The following is a 16,181-nucleotide window of genomic DNA, read 5'->3' on the forward strand; positions in this document are numbered from 1 at the left end:
TGCGTCTGTCGCGCCCGGAAAATGAGATTGCGGGAAATCCGCAGGGGTTTGAAGCGAATGGCAAAGCTCAAGGTCGACGGGAAAGAGATCACTGTACCCGACCACTACACGCTGCTGCAGGCGGCGGAAGACGCGGGCGCGGAAGTGCCGCGCTTCTGCTTCCACGAGCGGCTGTCGATCGCCGGCAATTGCCGCATGTGCCTGATCGAGGTGAAAGGCGGACCGCCCAAGCCGCAGGCCTCCTGCGCCATGGGCGTGCGCGACCTGCGCCCCGGCCCCAATGGCGAGCCGCCGGAAATCTTCACCAACACGCCGATGGTCAAGAAGGCCCGGGAAGGCGTGATGGAATTCCTGCTGATCAACCATCCGCTGGACTGCCCGATCTGCGATCAGGGCGGCGAGTGCGACCTGCAGGACCAGGCGATGGCATTCGGCGTCGATTCCTCGCGCTATCACGAGAACAAGCGTGCGGTCGAAGACAAGTATATCGGCCCGCTGGTCAAGACGGTGATGAACCGCTGCATCCATTGCACGCGCTGCGTCCGCTTCACCACCGAGGTTGCCGGCATTTCCGAACTCGGCCTGATCGGCCGCGGCGAGGACGCCGAAATCACCACCTATCTCGAACAGGCGATGACCTCGGAGCTGCAGGGCAATGTCATCGATCTTTGCCCGGTCGGCGCGCTGACTTCCAAGCCCTTCGCCTTCCAGGCGCGGCCGTGGGAGCTGACCAAGACCGAATCCATCGACGTGATGGATGCGGTCGGCTCGGCGATCCGCATCGATAGCCGTGGCCGCGAAGTGATGCGCATCCTGCCGCGTGTCAACGAGCAGGTGAACGAGGAGTGGATTTCCGACAAGACCCGCTTCATCTGGGACGGCTTGCGCACGCAGCGCCTCGACCGCCCTTATGTGCGCAAGGACGGCAGACTGGTTCCGGCAAGCTGGGCAGATGCGTTCGCGGCGATCAAGGATGCGGTATCGAAGACGACGCCCGAGAAGATCGGTGCCATTGCAGGCGATCTCGCGGCGGTCGAAGAGATCTACGCCCTGAAGCTCTTGATGGCTTCGCTCGGCTCGAAGAACATCGACTGCCGCCAGGATGGCGCCGCGCTCGACCCGTCGCTCGGACGCGCCAGCTATATCTTCAACCCGACCATCGAGGGCATCGAGCAGGCCGACGCGGTGCTGATCATCGGCGCCAATCCGCGCTTCGAAGCCTCGGTGCTCAATGCCCGCATCCGCAAGCGCTGGCGGGTGGGCAATCTGCCGGTCGGCGTCATCGGCGATGTCGGCGACACGCGCTATGACTATGAATTGCTGGGTGCCGGTCCGGATTCGCTTAAGGATCTGGCCGACGGCAATGGCAAGTTCTTCCAGACGCTGAAGAAGGCGACGCATCCGCTGATCATCGTGGGCCAGGGCGCACTGGCGCGCGCCGACGGCGCGGCCGTGCTCGGCCAGGCAGCCAAGCTCGCTGCGGCGGTCAATGCCGCTCGCTCGGACTGGAACGGCTTTGCGGTGCTGCACAATGCGGCAGCCAGAGTCGGCGGCCTCGATCTCGGCTTCGTGCCGGGCGAGGGCGGCAAGGACGTTGCCGGCATGCTGGGCGAAACGGACGTGCTGTTCCTCCTCGGTGCCGACGAGATCGACATGGGCAAGACCGGCGGCGCCTTCGTCGTCTACATCGGTACGCATGGTGATGCCGGCGCGCACCGCGCCAATGTCATCCTGCCGGCCGCGGCCTACACCGAAAAGTCGGCCACCTACGTCAACACCGAAGGGCGCGTGCAGCAGACCAACCGCGCCGGCTTCGCGCCGGGCGACGCGCGCGAGGACTGGGCGATCCTGCGGGCACTGTCCGACGTTCTGGGCAAGAAACTGCCGTTCGATTCGCTGCCGCAACTGCGGGCGAAGCTCTACGGCGAATACCCGCATCTGGCCCGCATCGACCAGGTCGCGGCCGGCAATGCCGAGGACGTCGCCGGCGTGGCGAAGCTCGGCGGGCGGCTGAACAAGGGAACCTTCACGTCGCCGGTCAAGGATTTCTACCTGACCAACCCGATCGCGCGGGCATCGGCCGTGATGGCGGAATGCTCGGCACTGGCCAAGAGCGGCTTCAAGCAGGCGGCGGAATAAGCATGGACACCTTCTTCTCCTTCTACGTGCTGCCGGCGCTGATCATCCTGCTGAAGTCAGTGGTGCTGATCGTGATCTTGCTGGTCTTTGTCGCGTATATTCTCTACGCCGACCGCAAGATCTGGGCGGCGGTGCAGCTGCGCCGTGGCCCGAACGTGGTCGGCCCCTGGGGCACACTGCAGGCTTTCGCCGATCTGTTGAAATTCGTCTTCAAGGAACCGGTCATCCCGTCAGGCGCCAACAAGGGCGTGTTCCTTTTGGCGCCGCTGGTGTCGGCCGTGCTGGCGATCTCGGCCTGGGCGGTCATTCCGGTCAACCAGGGTTGGGCGATCGCCAACGTCAATGTCGGCATCCTCTATGTCTTCGCCATCTCCTCGCTCGAGGTCTATGGCGTGATCATGGGCGGCTGGGCGTCCAACTCGAAATATCCGTTCCTCGGCGCGCTGCGTTCGGCCGCGCAGATGGTGTCCTACGAAGTCTCGATCGGCTTTGTCATCGTAACCGTGCTGCTGACGGCCGGCTCGCTCAACCTCAGCGATATCGTGCTGTCGCAGCAAGGTGGGCTTGGCACGCGGCTTGGCCTGCCCAACACCTTCCTCGACTGGAACTGGCTGGCCCTGTTCCCGATGTTCATCATCTTCTTCATCTCGGCGCTGGCCGAGACGAACCGGCCGCCCTTCGACCTGGTCGAAGCCGAATCGGAACTGGTCGCCGGCCACATGGTCGAATATTCGTCGACGCCGTTCCTGCTGTTCTTCCTCGGTGAGTATGTCGCCATCGTGCTGATGTGCGCGCTGGCCACCATCCTGTTCCTCGGCGGCTGGCTGCCCCCCTTCGACTTCGCGCCCTTTACCTGGGTGCCCGGCGTGATCTGGTTCGTGCTGAAGGTCTGTTTCGTGTTCTTCGGCATTTCGATGGTGAAGGCCTTCGTGCCACGCTACCGCTACGACCAGCTGATGCGGCTGGGCTGGAAAGTGTTCCTGCCGATCTCGCTGTTCATGGTGGTCGCCACCGCAGCCTTCCTCAAGATCACGGGGTTTGCGTGATGTCCGCTCTCGGCCAAGCCGCCAAATCGCTGCTGCTGCAGGATTTCGTCAGCGCCTTCTTCCTGTCGATGCGCCAGTTCTTCGCGCCGAAGGAAACGATCAACTATCCGCACGAGAAGGGGCCGATCAGCCCACGCTTCCGTGGCGAGCACGCGCTGCGCCGCTATCCCAATGGCGAGGAGCGCTGCATCGCCTGCAAATTGTGCGAGGCGATCTGCCCGGCGCAGGCCATCACCATCGAGGCCGGCCCGCGCCGCAATGACGGCACGCGCCGCACGGTGCGCTACGACATCGACATGGTGAAGTGCATCTATTGCGGCTTCTGCCAGGAGGCCTGCCCGGTCGACGCCATCGTCGAGGGGCCGAATTTCGAGTTCGCGACGGAGACGCGCGAGGAACTCTACTACGACAAGGACAGGCTGCTGGCGAATGGCGACCGGTGGGAGCGCGAACTGGCGCGCAACATCTCGCTGGACTCGCCCTACCGCTGATATTGACGCATGGACGGGGCGAGGGGCCTCGTCTAAGGACAACGCGGCTTCGATACCGGAGGCGGGACGAAGCCAGAGATAACAAACAGGACGAGTGTCCTGTTTGGACAGGAACCCGGGGGAACCCCAATGCTGAGTGGACTAGAGGCGGCCTTTTTCTACCTCTTCGCCTTTGTCGCCGTGGCGTCGGCGTTCATGGTCATTTCATCGCGCAACCCCGTGCATTCGGTGCTGTTCCTGATCCTGACCTTCTTCAACGCCGCCGGCCTGTTCATGCTGACCGGCGCCGAATTCCTGGCGATGATCCTGCTCGTCGTCTATGTCGGTGCGGTCATGGTGCTGTTCCTGTTCGTCGTCATGATGCTCGACGTCGATTTCGCCGAACTGAAGAGCGGCGCGCTGCAATATGCGCCGATCGGCGCCTTCGTCGGGCTGATCCTGGCGGCGGAACTGATCGTGGTTCTGGGCGGCTACACCTTCGCGCCGCGGCTCGCCTCGACGATCTCAAAACCCATTCCGGATCTCGCCACGCGCTCGAACACGGCCGCACTCGGCGACATCCTCTATACCGACTACCTCTACTACTTCCAGATTTCGGGCCTCATCCTGCTGGTCGCCATGATCGGTGCCATCGTGCTGACGCTGCGCCACAAGGAAGGGGTCAAGCGGCAGTCGATCGCAGCCCAGGTCGGCCGCACGCCGGCCACCGGCATGGAAATCCGCAAGGTCAAGTCGGGCGAAGGAGTCTGAGATGGTCGTCGGCATCGCACATTATCTGACCGTATCGGCGATCCTGTTCACGCTCGGCGTGTTCGGTATCTTCCTGAACCGCAAGAATGTCATCGTCATCCTGATGTCGGTCGAACTGATCCTGCTTGCGGTCAACATCAATTTTGTCGCCTTCTCGGCGGCGCTCGGCGATCTGGTCGGCCAGGTGTTCGCACTGTTCGTGCTGACGGTCGCGGCAGCCGAGGCGGCAATCGGACTTGCCATTCTCGTCGTCTTCTTCCGCAACCGCGGCTCGATCGCGGTCGAAGACGTGAACATGATGAAGGGTTGACGGAACCACCATGTATCAGGCCATCGTCTTCCTTCCACTGCTCGGCTTCCTGATCGTCGGCCTGTTCGGCACGTCGCTCGGCGCCAAGGCGTCCGAATACATCACCTCCGGCTTCCTGGTGATTTCGGCTGTTCTGTCGTGGGTTGCCTTCTTCAGCGTCGGCTTCGGCCATGGCGAGGTGTTCACCGTGCCGGTGCTGCACTGGATCCAGTCCGGCGGGCTGGACGTTTCCTGGGCGCTGCGCATCGACACGCTGACGGTGGTGATGCTGGTGGTGGTCAACACCGTGTCGGCGCTGGTTCACATCTATTCGATCGGCTACATGCACCACGATCCGAACCGGCCGCGCTTCTTCGCCTACCTGTCGCTGTTCACCTTCGCCATGCTGATGCTGGTGACGGCCGACAATCTGGTGCAGATGTTCTTCGGCTGGGAAGGGGTGGGCCTGGCGTCCTACCTGCTGATCGGCTTCTGGTACAAGAAGCCGTCGGCCAATGCCGCGGCCATCAAGGCCTTCGTCGTCAACCGCGTCGGCGATTTCGGCTTCGCGCTCGGCATTTTCGGCGTCTTCGTGCTGTTCGGCTCGGTCAATCTCGGCACGATCTTCGCCAATGCGGCGACATTCATTCCGGCTGAAGGCGCCCCGCAAGGTGCTGCCGTGCTGACCTTCCTCGGCCATGCGCTGGACAAGCAGTCGGCAATGACCGTCGTCTGCCTGCTCCTGTTCATGGGCGCCATGGGCAAGTCGGCGCAAGTGCCGCTGCACACCTGGCTGCCGGACGCCATGGAAGGCCCGACGCCGGTCTCCGCGCTGATCCACGCCGCCACCATGGTGACGGCGGGCGTGTTCATGCTGGCGCGGCTGTCGCCGCTGTTCGAATTGTCGCATTCGGCGCTGACTGTGGTGACCTTCATCGGCGCCTTCACCGCCTTCTTCGCGGCAACCGTCGGCCTGGTCCAGAACGACATCAAGCGCGTCATCGCGTATTCGACCTGCTCGCAGCTCGGCTACATGTTCGTTGCGCTCGGCGTCGGCGCCTATGGGGCGGCGATCTTCCACCTGTTCACGCATGCCTTCTTCAAGGCGCTGCTGTTCCTCGGTTCGGGCTCGGTCATCCACGCCGTCTCCGACGAGCAGGACATGCGCAAGATGGGCGGGCTGCGGTCGCTGATCCCGACAACCTACTGGATGATGGTGATCGGCACGCTGGCGCTGACCGGCGTCGGCATTCCGGTGACCGTCATCGGCACCGCCGGTTTCTTCTCCAAGGACGCCATCATCGAGAGCGCCTTTGCCGGCCACAATTCGGTCGCCGGCCTTGCCTTCGTGCTGCTGGTCATCGCCGCATGCTTCACCTCCTTCTATTCCTGGCGGCTGATCTTCATGACCTTCCACGGCAAGCCGCGGGCGAGCCATGAGGTGATGCACCACGTGCATGAATCGCCGCCGGTGATGCTGGTGCCGCTGTTCGTGCTGGCCGCCGGCGCGCTGTTTGCCGGCGTCATCTTCCACAATTCGTTTATCGGCGAAGGCTATGCCGAGTTCTGGAAGGCGTCGCTGTTCACGCTGCCGGACAACCACATCCTGCACGAGATCCATGAATTGCCGCTGTGGGTCGAGCTCTCGCCCTTCATCGCCATGCTGATCGGTTTCGCGCTGGCCTGGAAGTTCTACATCCGCTCGCCGGAAATGCCCGTCAATCTCGCCGCTCGGCATCGCGGGCTCTACGCCTTCCTGCTCAACAAGTGGTATTTCGACGAGCTTTACGACTTCCTGTTCGTGCGGCCGGCCAAGCGCCTCGGCCATTTCCTGTGGAAGACCGGTGATGGCACCATCATCGATGGCCTGGGGCCGGACGGCATTTCGGCGCGCGTCGTCGATGTCACCAACCGTGTCGTCAAGCTGCAGACCGGCTACCTCTACCACTACGCCTTCGCCATGCTGATCGGCGTTGCCGCACTCGTCACCTGGATGATGCTCTGATGACCGCCTGGCCAATCCTCTCGCTGGTCACCTTCCTGCCGCTGGTTGGTGTGCTGCTGATCCTGTTCATCAACGATGACAGCGAAAACGCACGCCGCAACATCCGCGCCATTGCGCTGTTGACCACGACGTTCACGTTCATCATCTCGCTGTTCATCTGGACCGGCTTCGACAATTCGCAGGCGGGCTTCCAGTTCGTCGAAAAGGTCGCGTGGCTCGACTCCGGCATCTCCTACCACATGGGCGTCGACGGCATTTCGATGCTGTTCGTCATCCTGACGACCTTCCTGATGCCGCTCTGCATCCTGGCGTCGTGGGAATCGATCGAGAAGCGCGTCAAGGCCTACATGATCGCCTTCCTGCTGCTCGAGACGCTGATGATCGGCGTGTTCTGCGCGCTGGATATCGTGCTGTTCTACGTCTTTTTCGAAGCCGGCCTGATCCCGATGTTCATCATCATCGGCGTCTGGGGCGGCAAGCGTCGCGTCTACGCCTCGTTCAAGTTCTTCCTCTACACGCTCGCCGGCTCGGTGCTGATGCTGCTCGCCATCATGGCGATGTTCTATCAGTCCGGCACCACCGACATCCCGACGCTGTTGACCCACAACTTCCCGGCCAACATGCAGACCTGGCTATGGCTCGCCTTCTTCGCTTCCTTCGCGGTGAAGATGCCGATGTGGCCGGTGCATACCTGGCTGCCGGATGCACACGTCGAGGCGCCAACGGCCGGCTCGGTCATCCTGGCCGCCATCCTCCTGAAGATGGGTGGATACGGCTTCCTGCGCTTCTCCCTGCCGATGTTCCCGCTGGCGTCCGAAATGTTCGCGCCGCTGGTCTTCACGCTCTCCGTCGTCGCCATCATCTACACCTCGCTGGTGGCGCTGATGCAGGAGGACATGAAGAAGCTGATCGCCTATTCGTCGGTCGCCCATATGGGCTTCGTCACCATGGGCATCTTCGCCATGAACCAGGAAGGCGTGCAGGGCGCGATCTTCCAGATGCTCAGCCACGGCCTCGTCTCGGGCGCGCTGTTCCTGTGCGTCGGCGTCATCTACGACCGCATGCACACGCGTGAGATCGCCGCCTATGGCGGCCTGGTCAACAACATGCCGAAATACGCCACTGTGTTCCTGATCTTCACCATGGCCAATGTCGGCCTGCCGGGCACCTCAGGCTTTGTCGGCGAGTTCCTGACCATGCTTGGCGTGTTCCGGGTCAACACCTGGGTGGCGTTCTTCGCCGCCACCGGCGTCATCCTGTCGGCGGCTTACGCGCTCTGGCTCTATCGCCGGGTGATCTTCGGCGCGCTGACCAAGGACAGCCTGAAGGGCCTGCTCGATCTGTCGCCGCGCGAGAAGTTCATCATCTACCCGCTGGTGGTGCTGGTCATCTTCTTCGGCGTCTATCCCGCTCCCGTCTTCGATGCGACGGCCCAATCGGTCAAGTCGCTCGTCACCAATGTCACCGCATCCATCGGCGCCGCGCAGACCGCGGCGGCGAACTGACCCAGGGGTTTTGCGAACCATGACGCCGGACCTTCTCTCCAGCCTGTCGCTCTCGACGCCCGAGCTGATCCTTGCCATCGGCGCGCTCGCGCTGCTGATGGTCGGGGCCTATTCGCGCTCCAATACCGCCAATACGGTGAGCGGCCTTGCGGTCGCCGTGCTGGTTATCGCAGGCGTCTGGCTGATCTTCCGGACCGGGCAGGGCAACGCCTATGGCAATGCCTTCATCCAGGATCCCTTCGCGCGCTTCATGAAGGTGCTGTCGCTGGTCGGTTCGGCGGTGACGCTGATCATGTCGATGCGCTTTGCCAAGGCGGAACGTTTCGACAAGTTCGAGTATCCGGTGCTGATCCTGCTGTGCACGCTGGGCATGATGCTGATGATCTCGGCTAACGGCATGATCGGGCTCTATCTCGGCCTCGAGCTGCAGTCGCTGGCGATCTACGTGCTGGCGGCGATCAACCGCGACAATCTGCGTTCGACCGAAGCCGGCCTGAAATACTTCGTCCTCGGCGCGTTGTCGTCGGGCATGCTGCTCTATGGCATCAGCCTGGTCTATGGCTACACCGGCAACACCGGCTTCCAGGAGATCGCCTCAGCACTGGGCAGCGGCGAGCGCCAGCTTGGCCTGGTCTTCGGCCTGGTCTTCGTGCTGGCCGGCCTTGCCTTCAAGATCTCGGCGGTGCCGTTCCACATGTGGACGCCCGACGTCTATGAAGGCGCGCCGACACCGGTGACCGCGTTCCTGGCGGCGGCCCCCAAGATGGCGGCGATGGCGCTGATCGTGCGCGTCACCATGGGCGCGTTCAAGCCGATCGCCGCCGACTGGCAGCAGATCATCGTCTTCATCTCGATCGCCTCGATGGCGCTCGGCGCCTTTGCCGCGATCGGCCAGACCAACATCAAGCGGCTGATGGCCTATTCCTCGATCGGCCATATGGGCTACGCGCTGGTAGGCCTTGCCGCCAACAGCCAGGCTGGCGTGCGTGGCGTCGCCATCTACATGCTGATCTATCTGGTGATGACGCTGGGCACGTTCGCCTTCATCCTCGCCATGCGGCGCAAGGAAGGCAATGTGGAACAGATCAGCGACCTGGCCGGCCTTGCCTCGACCAACCCGATCATGGCGACGATCCTGACCATCCTGATGTTCTCGCTGGCCGGCATCCCGCCGCTCGCCGGCTTCTGGGGGAAGTGGTACGTCTTCCTCGCCGCCATCAACGCCAACCTCTACGCGCTGGCGATCATCGGCGTGCTGGCCTCGGTGGTGGGCGCTTACTACTACCTGCGCATCATCAAGATCATGTGGTTCGACGAACCGGTCGGCGGCTTCGTCCCGATGGCCAGCGAATTGCGCCTCGTGCTCGGCGTCTCCGGCGCCTTCGTGCTGTTCTATGTGCTGATCGGCGGGCCGATCGGCACCTATGCCGAAGCAGCCGCCAAGACATTTTTCTGACGGGATGGCATTTCGGCTGGCTCCAACCTCGGCGTCGGAAGGGTTCCGGCTCGAGGCCCATGACAGCGTCGGCTCCACCAATACTGTGGCGCTGGACCACGCAAGGGCAGGCGACCCGGGCAGGCTGTGGGTCGTTTCCAAAAAGCAGGAAAGCGGGCGTGGCCGGCGCGGCCGCGCCTGGGTCTCGCCCGAAGGCAATCTGGCGGCGACCCTGCTTGTCATCACCGGCGGTGAACTTCGCCTTGCCGCGACGCTGGGTTTCGTCGCCGGCCTGTCGCTTGCCGATGCACTGGATGCCGTGGTGCCGAAAGGCCGCATCGCCATCGGGCTTGATGGCGCAAGCCAGGGACAAAACCGTTTCGAGTTGAAATGGCCGAACGACGTTCTGGCCTCCGGCGCCAAGCTGGCCGGCATCCTGCTGGAGTCAGCGATGCTGGACGGCGACCGTTTCGCCGTGGCGGTGGGCATCGGCGTCAATGTGGTGGCGTATCCCACGGATTTGCCGTATCCCGCGACATCGCTCCAAGCGCTCGGCGCGACATGCGATGCCGAAACGCTGTTCCTGGCGCTGTCGGATGCCTGGAGCGAGAATGCCCGCCTGTGGGATGAGGGGCGCGGGCTTTCAGCCATCAGGAGACGCTGGCTGGCGCGCGCGGCGGGACTCGGCGGCGAGGTTGCTGTCAGAATTGACGGTAATGTGGTGCGTGGGGTGTTCGAGACCATTGACGAGGATTGCCGTTTCGTGATCCGCGACGATGAAGGGGCGGTTCTGACGATCGCTGCCGGCGATGTGCATTTCGGCGCGGTGGCATCCGCCCGGGTATAGTTTGTTTTTGCGCAATTCCGGACGGAAAATCGTTAGACGCTTTTCCTGGAATTGCTTTAACGGCTTGGCCTGAGGGCCAGGAAGGGAAAAATCATGGCGAAAGCGGAAAACGCCGAACTCGTCTTCGTGCCGCTCGGCGGCGTCGGCGAGATCGGTATGAACTTCGCCCTCTACGGCTACGGCCCGCCGAGCGCGCGCGAATGGATTGTCATCGATGTCGGTGTCACCTTTCCAGACGCGGCGCATCCGGGCGTCGACCTGATCCTGCCCGACACGCGCTTCATCGAGGAGAACCTCGCCAATCTGCGCGGCATCATCATCACCCACGCGCATGAGGATCATTACGGCGCGCTGCTCGACATCTGGCCGAAGCTGAAGGCGCCGGTGTGGATGACGCCGTTCAGCGCGGGGCTGCTGGAAGCCAAGCGCCAGGGCGAGCAGGGGGCAGCCAAGATCCCGCTGACGATCTACCGGGCTGGCGAGAAATTCACCGTCGGTCCGTTCGAGATCGAAGCCATTCCGGTGGCGCACTCCATCCCCGAGCCGATGTCGCTGGCCATCACCACGCCAGCCGGTACGGTCATCCACACCGGCGACTGGAAGATCGATCCGGAGCCGACGATCGGACCCAAGACCGACGAGGCGCGTTTCCGCGCCTATGGCGACAAGGGCGTGCTGGCGCTGATCTGCGATTCGACCAATGCGCTGCGCGAAGGCGAATCGCCTTCGGAAGTCGCCGTCGGCGAGGGATTGAAGGGCGTCATCCAGGCCGCCAAGGGCCGCGTCGCCGTCACCACCTTCTCCTCCAATGTCGGGCGCATCGTTTCGATCGCCAGGGCGGCACGCGATGCAGGCCGCCAGTGTCTGGTGCTTGGCCGTTCGCTGAAGCGGGTCATCGATGTCGCCGACGAACTCGGTTACATGGACGGCCTGCCGGAGTTCATCGCCGAGGAGGATTTCGGCTTCATTCCGCGCGAAAACCTGGTCATCATCTGCACCGGCAGCCAGGGCGAGCCGCTGGCGGCTCTTGCAAAACTATCGCGCGACGAGATGAAGTCGGTATCGCTGACGGCGGGCGACACGGTGGTGTTCTCCTCGCGCACCATCCCCGGCAATGAGAAGGCGATCCTCGAGATCAAGAATCGCCTTATCGATCTCGGCATCAAGATCATCGAGGACGGCGACGCGCTGGTGCATGTCTCCGGCCACCCCCGGCGCAGCGAGCTGCGCAAGATGTATGAATGGGTGCGCCCGCAGATCGGCGTTCCCGTGCATGGCGAGGCGGCGCATCTGGTGGCGCAAGGATCGCTTATGTCGACCTCAGGCATCGGCCAGGTGGCGCAGGTGCGCGACGGCGATATGCTGAGGCTCGCCCCCGGTCCCGCCACCATCATCGACCAGGTGCCGTTCGGCCGCATCTACAAGGACGGCAACCTGATCGGTACCGACCAGGCGATGGGCATCCGCGACCGGCGCAAATTGTCCTTTGCCGGCCATGTCGCGGTCAATGTCGTGCTGGACGACAAATATGAGCTGGCCGGTGACCCCGACCTGGTCGCCATCGGCGTCGCCGAGGCCGATGCCAGCGGCGAGACGCTCGAAGACCTGATGATCGATGCGGCGGTCGGCGCGGTCGAGTCGATTCCCCGTCAGCGCCGGAAAGACCTGGACCTCGTGCAGGAGGCCGTGCGGCGCGCGGTGCGCGGTGCGGCCAACGAGGCCTGGGGTAAGAAGCCGCTGGTGACGGTGTTTGTTACGCGATGAAGGCAGTAGGGCAGTAGGGCAGTAGGAATGCGATCACCTCTAATCCGTCTTCCCCTATTGCCATACTGCCTTATTGCCATACTGCCCTGATACGGAGCATTTCATGCTTGGACGGTTGAACCATGTCGCGCTTGCGGTGCCGGATCTGGCGGCGGCGGTTGCCGCCTACCGCAATAAGCTCGGCGCCGAAGTGACGGAGCCGCAGGCTTTGCCGGAGCATGGCGTCACGGTGGTGTTCGTCAATGTCGGCAACACCAAGATCGAATTGCTGGAGCCCTTGGGCGAAAGCTCGCCCGTCGCGGCGTTCCTCGCGAAGAACCCGTCCGGCGGCATGCATCACCTCTGCTACGAGGTCGACGACATACTGGCCGCGCGTGATCAGCTCAAGGCCGCCGGCGCTCGCGTGCTGGGCGACGGCAACCCGAAGACCGGTGCCCATGGCAAGCCTGTGCTGTTCCTGCATCCGAAGGATTTCTTCGGCACGCTGATCGAACTGGAGCAATCATGAGCTGGGTTTCGTTCACCGCCCTGTTTTTCGCGACGTGGTGGGTGGTGCTGTTCGCCGTCCTGCCGTTCAGCGTCAGGACACAGGACGACGATCATGACGTGACGCTGGGCACGGTTCCAAGCGCGCCGCGCGGCCCGCACATGCTGCGTGCCGTCATCCGCACCACCATCGCCACGGCGATCCTGATGGGCATTTTCTATGGCCTGACGCATGGCCTGGGATACAGCCTCAACGACATCCCGCACATCGTTCCGGATTTCGGCCAGACACCCGCAAAATAGAGCGCCCGGCAAGGGCGCTTCGATACCGTAAAGCGCGACGGATCGGATCGAGACGCCGCCATGGTTGGCGCGGCTGAATGCTTGCTGACGCTGGGTAATGTAGCTTGGCAGCTCGCCGCGCTAACCAGATGATTGCACAAAAAAAATGCAAGGCACGAGGCCTTGCAATTAAACGCGTCCGATCTGTTTCCGGTTTCCGGCGGCAGCGAGTAACCGCGCCTAGATCGCATCCTCCCAAGACTTTGACCGCGTAGGAGAGCAGATTTTTCTCCGCCCTCTCGGTTATCGCGGCACACTAGCCTAAGCCGAATGAAAATGTCACGAAGAATTTTGCCTCGAAACAGGCATTCTCGTGCTGCACTGCACAATAGTATGGCATGCTTTGCTTTCTAAACGACCAGCAAGGTTCGACGGAGCCTTTGCGGCAGGTTCTGAATTGACGCGCGCAAAGAATTGGCGGCCAAACCCGAAGACGTTCGGGCCTCCCGCACAGCCGGCTGGACCCTACTTCGCGATGCCGGCCTCAGCCATCGCCTTCTCGACCATGCCGATCCAGCCTTCGTTGGCACCGGGCAGTCGACCTTGCGCTTTCAGCCCCGTCAGCATGGCCAGCGCGGCCTTGAGGTTTGCCGGCGTGTCGACACTGGCAATCGCCATCTTGTAGTGGCTGAAGGCGGCATCGACCGTGCGTTGCGCGCTGCCCGGATCAGCCTTGAGCTGCGCGTCGGCAATGGCGAATCCGGCCTGGTATTCGGCAGCCGCCCCGGGTTTGTCGCCCTTGCTCATCAGCATGTCGCCGATGCGGTTATGGCCGACGGCAAGGTCGCGCTGCCATTCGGCGTTGTCGCGGTCGAGTTCGGCCAGATATTCCGCAATGGCTTGCGACGAACGGCGGTCGGCGAGCGCGCCATCGATATCTCCGGCCTCGGCGCGGGCGTCGGAAATCTTGCCCAATGCAAGCGCGAGGTCACGCCGCCACAGTGTGTTGCCGGGGTCCCGCGCCACCAGCTTTTGCGCGATGTCGACGCTGCGCCTGTAGGGTTCGAAAGCTTTTTCATTATGCCCGGTCAGCCGCTGCAGGTCGCCGATGGCGCTGAGGCTGACGGTGATGTCGCGCTGCAGTTCCGTGTCGTCAGGCATCTTCTTCGCCAGCGCCTCGGTGATCTGCAAGGACACTTCATATTCGGCGATCGAACCTTCCAGATCGTTGGTCAGCCTGAGCGCCAGCCCGATCTTGGAGTGGCTGACGGCAAGGTCGCGCCGAAAGCCTTCATCATCAGGCGCCTGCTCGACCAGGAATTCAGCCACCTTGAGCGCCGAACGGTAATTAGCCAGCGCGCCTAGTCCGTCGCCCGAAACCCGCATGGCGTCGCCGATGCGGTTGAAGCAGATTGCGTAGTCGCGAAGATAGCCAAAGGTAGGCTCTTTTTGGAGGATCGCTTTCATCGTGGCGAGAGCCTGTTGGTAGAGCGCGATCGCGCCGGCGCTATCGCCCATCGCCTTCTTGACGTCGGCCACCTTGTTCTGCGCCACGGCAAGGTCGCGCTGATGGTCGATCTTGTCGGGCTCTGCGGCCGCGCGTTTCTCCGCGGACCGGACCATCGAATCATAGGCTTTGCCGGCTTCCTGCAGATTGCCGACGGTCGTTTGCAGCGTGCCGATCAGTTCCCACGACAGTGTCTGCTGGTAGCGTGCCTCGTCCGGTATTGGGAAACCCTCGACATCGGCATAAAGCGCCACGGCCTTGCGGTAGTCCTCGATGGCGAGGTCGTAGCGCAATTGCGCCTGCGAAGCGCCGCCGGCGAGGTAATGCGTCGTCGCCTCCGACAGCGTGCGCTCGATGAAGCGGGTTTTCAGATCGTCGCGCGATTTGCCATCGATATCCGCCGCCTTGCCAAGCAGCGCCCGTGCTTCGTCGAATGAGCCGAGTGCCAGTTGCGCCTCCGCCTGTTGGCGCAGCGCCGTGACTTCAGGATCGGAGGAGGCGAAATTGCGCAGATCGGCCCGCACCTTGACGAAAGCGTCGGCCGCCTCCTGCAGCTTCTGCTGGCGCTGCCGCGGCGCCATCGCCTTGCCGTCCGAGGTAATGAGCGCTGCGTACAGCGGTGCCAGCGGCATGTCGGCACTGGCCGCAACCGTCTCGACCTCGACACGCAAATCCGGCGTGACATCGGCCATGGCAAGCAGCAGCCGGTCACGCTCGGGCAGTGCGTCCTTGCTGGTCTGCGCGGCGAAGAAGAGTTGCGGCAGACCGCTCTCCACATAAGGCAGTTGCCTGCCGCGCGACAGATCGTAGACCTGCTGCTGAACCAGCGTCAGGACGGAACGTATTTCAAGGCCGTCGGTGGGCAGGAATTTGGCCAATGCTGCGGAAAAATCGGAGTTGCCGGACGCACCGTCCGACGCCGTCTGCCCAGGCGCCGCGGAAAAGGCGAACAGCACGTTCTCCGCGCGCCCCATGCGCCCGAGCCCCGGCTTGGCCTCGGCTTTAACCTCCGGCGCGATGGACATCACGCCGCGTCCTTCACCAGCCTTGCTGTCTTCCGATTGGTCGCCGCCGGATTGGCCAAAGGGATCGTTGCGGCACGCATCAAGCACGACGAGGCCGATCTTGCCGACTGCGGTCACTGCCTCACGCACCTCTTCGAGCGCAAGGGTTGTTGCCTTCAACCGGTCCAGCGACGACGGATCGGCATCGACCGGCAGAAGGCGGTTGTCGCCCGCGATCTCGACGCCATGGCCTGAGAAATAGATCAGCGCGACATCGGCCCCGGCCGCATCGTCGCGAAAATCCTCCAGCGCACGGCGCATACGCTTCAGGTCACGATTTGCTTCGGTGGTGACGTCGAAACCGAGTTTTTGCAGCGCGGCTTCGATCGTGCGGCTGTCGTTCACCGCATTCTTCAGGGGACGCACATTGCGGTACTCGTCGGCCGCGATGATGAGCGCGACACGCCGCTCGGCGTGTGCCGCCGAGACGAAAAAGACCGCCAGGATGACTGTCAGAAAAAAGCGCAATGCCCCAATCCGCCCCGAGCGGACAGCGTCCCACGGCTTTTCGACCCAGGCAAGCCTGCTCGATATGATCTGGGAACCTAGTGATTGCGGGCATGACGGCGTC

At 63.1% G+C, this 16,181-nt stretch carries 13 protein-coding genes; 12 read left to right on the plus strand and 1 reads right to left on the minus strand.

Translation table 11 applies throughout. From position 1 onward, the window contains the following. The first annotated feature begins 57 nt into the window (after positions 1 to 57). The 12 genes from nuoG to MesoLj_RS18905 all read left to right on the plus strand — a co-directional run bounded on the left by nuoG (position 58) and on the right by MesoLj_RS18905 (position 13,060). Positions 58 to 2,139: an NADH-quinone oxidoreductase subunit NuoG gene (nuoG, locus tag MesoLj_RS18850; protein ID WP_202321744.1), complete on the plus strand. Its 2,082-nt coding sequence runs from the start codon at positions 58 to 60 to the stop codon at positions 2,137 to 2,139. Between the two features lie 2 nt (positions 2,140 to 2,141). Then, entirely contained in the window at positions 2,142 to 3,185 is a 1,044-nt protein-coding gene (gene nuoH, locus MesoLj_RS18855; RefSeq protein WP_140775927.1) for an NADH-quinone oxidoreductase subunit NuoH, read from the plus strand. Further along, positions 3,185 to 3,676, plus strand: coding sequence for an NADH-quinone oxidoreductase subunit NuoI (gene nuoI, locus MesoLj_RS18860; RefSeq protein WP_023815530.1), 492 nt, complete (start codon positions 3,185 to 3,187; stop codon positions 3,674 to 3,676). The genes nuoH and nuoI overlap by 1 nt, the downstream gene beginning before the upstream one ends. 129 nt (positions 3,677 to 3,805) lie before the next feature. After that, entirely contained in the window at positions 3,806 to 4,426 is a 621-nt protein-coding gene (locus tag MesoLj_RS18865; protein WP_202321746.1) for an NADH-quinone oxidoreductase subunit J, read from the plus strand. 1 nt (position 4,427) lies between these two features. Continuing rightward, positions 4,428 to 4,736, plus strand: a complete 309-nt coding sequence (gene nuoK, locus MesoLj_RS18870; protein WP_019858930.1) for an NADH-quinone oxidoreductase subunit NuoK — start codon at positions 4,428 to 4,430, stop codon at positions 4,734 to 4,736. A 10-nt stretch (positions 4,737 to 4,746) separates the two neighbouring features. Beyond that, complete coding sequence (nuoL, locus tag MesoLj_RS18875) at positions 4,747 to 6,720, plus strand: NADH-quinone oxidoreductase subunit L (RefSeq protein ID WP_140775929.1); 1,974 nt, start codon at positions 4,747 to 4,749, stop codon at positions 6,718 to 6,720. Then, positions 6,720 to 8,225: an NADH-quinone oxidoreductase subunit M gene (locus MesoLj_RS18880; protein ID WP_140775930.1), complete on the plus strand. Its 1,506-nt coding sequence runs from the start codon at positions 6,720 to 6,722 to the stop codon at positions 8,223 to 8,225. Before nuoL ends, MesoLj_RS18880 begins: the two co-directional genes overlap by 1 nt. 19 nt (positions 8,226 to 8,244) lie before the next feature. After that, positions 8,245 to 9,681, plus strand: a complete 1,437-nt coding sequence (nuoN, locus tag MesoLj_RS18885; RefSeq protein WP_140775931.1) for an NADH-quinone oxidoreductase subunit NuoN — start codon at positions 8,245 to 8,247, stop codon at positions 9,679 to 9,681. Between the two features lie 4 nt (positions 9,682 to 9,685). Beyond that, positions 9,686 to 10,507, plus strand: coding sequence for a biotin--[acetyl-CoA-carboxylase] ligase (locus MesoLj_RS18890; RefSeq protein WP_202321748.1), 822 nt, complete (start codon positions 9,686 to 9,688; stop codon positions 10,505 to 10,507). Positions 10,508 to 10,600: 93 nt separating this feature from the next. Beyond that, positions 10,601 to 12,271, plus strand: a complete 1,671-nt coding sequence (locus MesoLj_RS18895; RefSeq protein ID WP_202321750.1) for a ribonuclease J — start codon at positions 10,601 to 10,603, stop codon at positions 12,269 to 12,271. A 103-nt stretch (positions 12,272 to 12,374) separates the two neighbouring features. Continuing rightward, a complete protein-coding gene (gene mce, locus MesoLj_RS18900; protein WP_202321752.1) occupies positions 12,375 to 12,779 on the plus strand; it encodes a methylmalonyl-CoA epimerase in 405 nt (134 codons plus the stop codon). Next, complete coding sequence (locus MesoLj_RS18905) at positions 12,776 to 13,060, plus strand: DUF1467 family protein (RefSeq protein WP_010910093.1); 285 nt, start codon at positions 12,776 to 12,778, stop codon at positions 13,058 to 13,060. Before mce ends, MesoLj_RS18905 begins: the two co-directional genes overlap by 4 nt. Positions 13,061 to 13,564: 504 nt before the next feature. Here the strand turns inward: MesoLj_RS18905 and MesoLj_RS18910 are convergent. Next, positions 13,565 to 16,078, minus strand: coding sequence for a caspase family protein (locus tag MesoLj_RS18910; protein ID WP_202321754.1), 2,514 nt, complete (start codon positions 16,076 to 16,078; stop codon positions 13,565 to 13,567). Positions 16,079 to 16,181: the final 103 nt, after the last annotated feature.

It is taken from the genome of Mesorhizobium sp. 113-3-9 (genome assembly GCF_016756515.1).
Lineage (GTDB): Bacteria > Pseudomonadota > Alphaproteobacteria > Rhizobiales > Rhizobiaceae > Mesorhizobium.

What these genes read in the sequence shown, in the direction of transcription:
- nuoG (WP_202321744.1), top strand. Translation starts at nt 58, where the DNA reads ATGGCAAAGCTCAAGGTCGACGGGAAAGAGATCACTGTACCCGACCAC.
- nuoH (WP_140775927.1), top strand. Translation starts at nt 2,142, where the DNA reads ATGGACACCTTCTTCTCCTTCTACGTGCTGCCGGCGCTGATCATCCTG.
- nuoI (WP_023815530.1), top strand. Translation starts at nt 3,185, where the DNA reads ATGTCCGCTCTCGGCCAAGCCGCCAAATCGCTGCTGCTGCAGGATTTC.
- MesoLj_RS18865 (WP_202321746.1), top strand. Translation starts at nt 3,806, where the DNA reads ATGCTGAGTGGACTAGAGGCGGCCTTTTTCTACCTCTTCGCCTTTGTC.
- nuoK (WP_019858930.1), top strand. Translation starts at nt 4,428, where the DNA reads ATGGTCGTCGGCATCGCACATTATCTGACCGTATCGGCGATCCTGTTC.
- nuoL (WP_140775929.1), top strand. Translation starts at nt 4,747, where the DNA reads ATGTATCAGGCCATCGTCTTCCTTCCACTGCTCGGCTTCCTGATCGTC.
- MesoLj_RS18880 (WP_140775930.1), top strand. Translation starts at nt 6,720, where the DNA reads ATGACCGCCTGGCCAATCCTCTCGCTGGTCACCTTCCTGCCGCTGGTT.
- nuoN (WP_140775931.1), top strand. Translation starts at nt 8,245, where the DNA reads ATGACGCCGGACCTTCTCTCCAGCCTGTCGCTCTCGACGCCCGAGCTG.
- MesoLj_RS18890 (WP_202321748.1), top strand. Translation starts at nt 9,686, where the DNA reads ATGGCATTTCGGCTGGCTCCAACCTCGGCGTCGGAAGGGTTCCGGCTC.
- MesoLj_RS18895 (WP_202321750.1), top strand. Translation starts at nt 10,601, where the DNA reads ATGGCGAAAGCGGAAAACGCCGAACTCGTCTTCGTGCCGCTCGGCGGC.
- mce (WP_202321752.1), top strand. Translation starts at nt 12,375, where the DNA reads ATGCTTGGACGGTTGAACCATGTCGCGCTTGCGGTGCCGGATCTGGCG.
- MesoLj_RS18905 (WP_010910093.1), top strand. Translation starts at nt 12,776, where the DNA reads ATGAGCTGGGTTTCGTTCACCGCCCTGTTTTTCGCGACGTGGTGGGTG.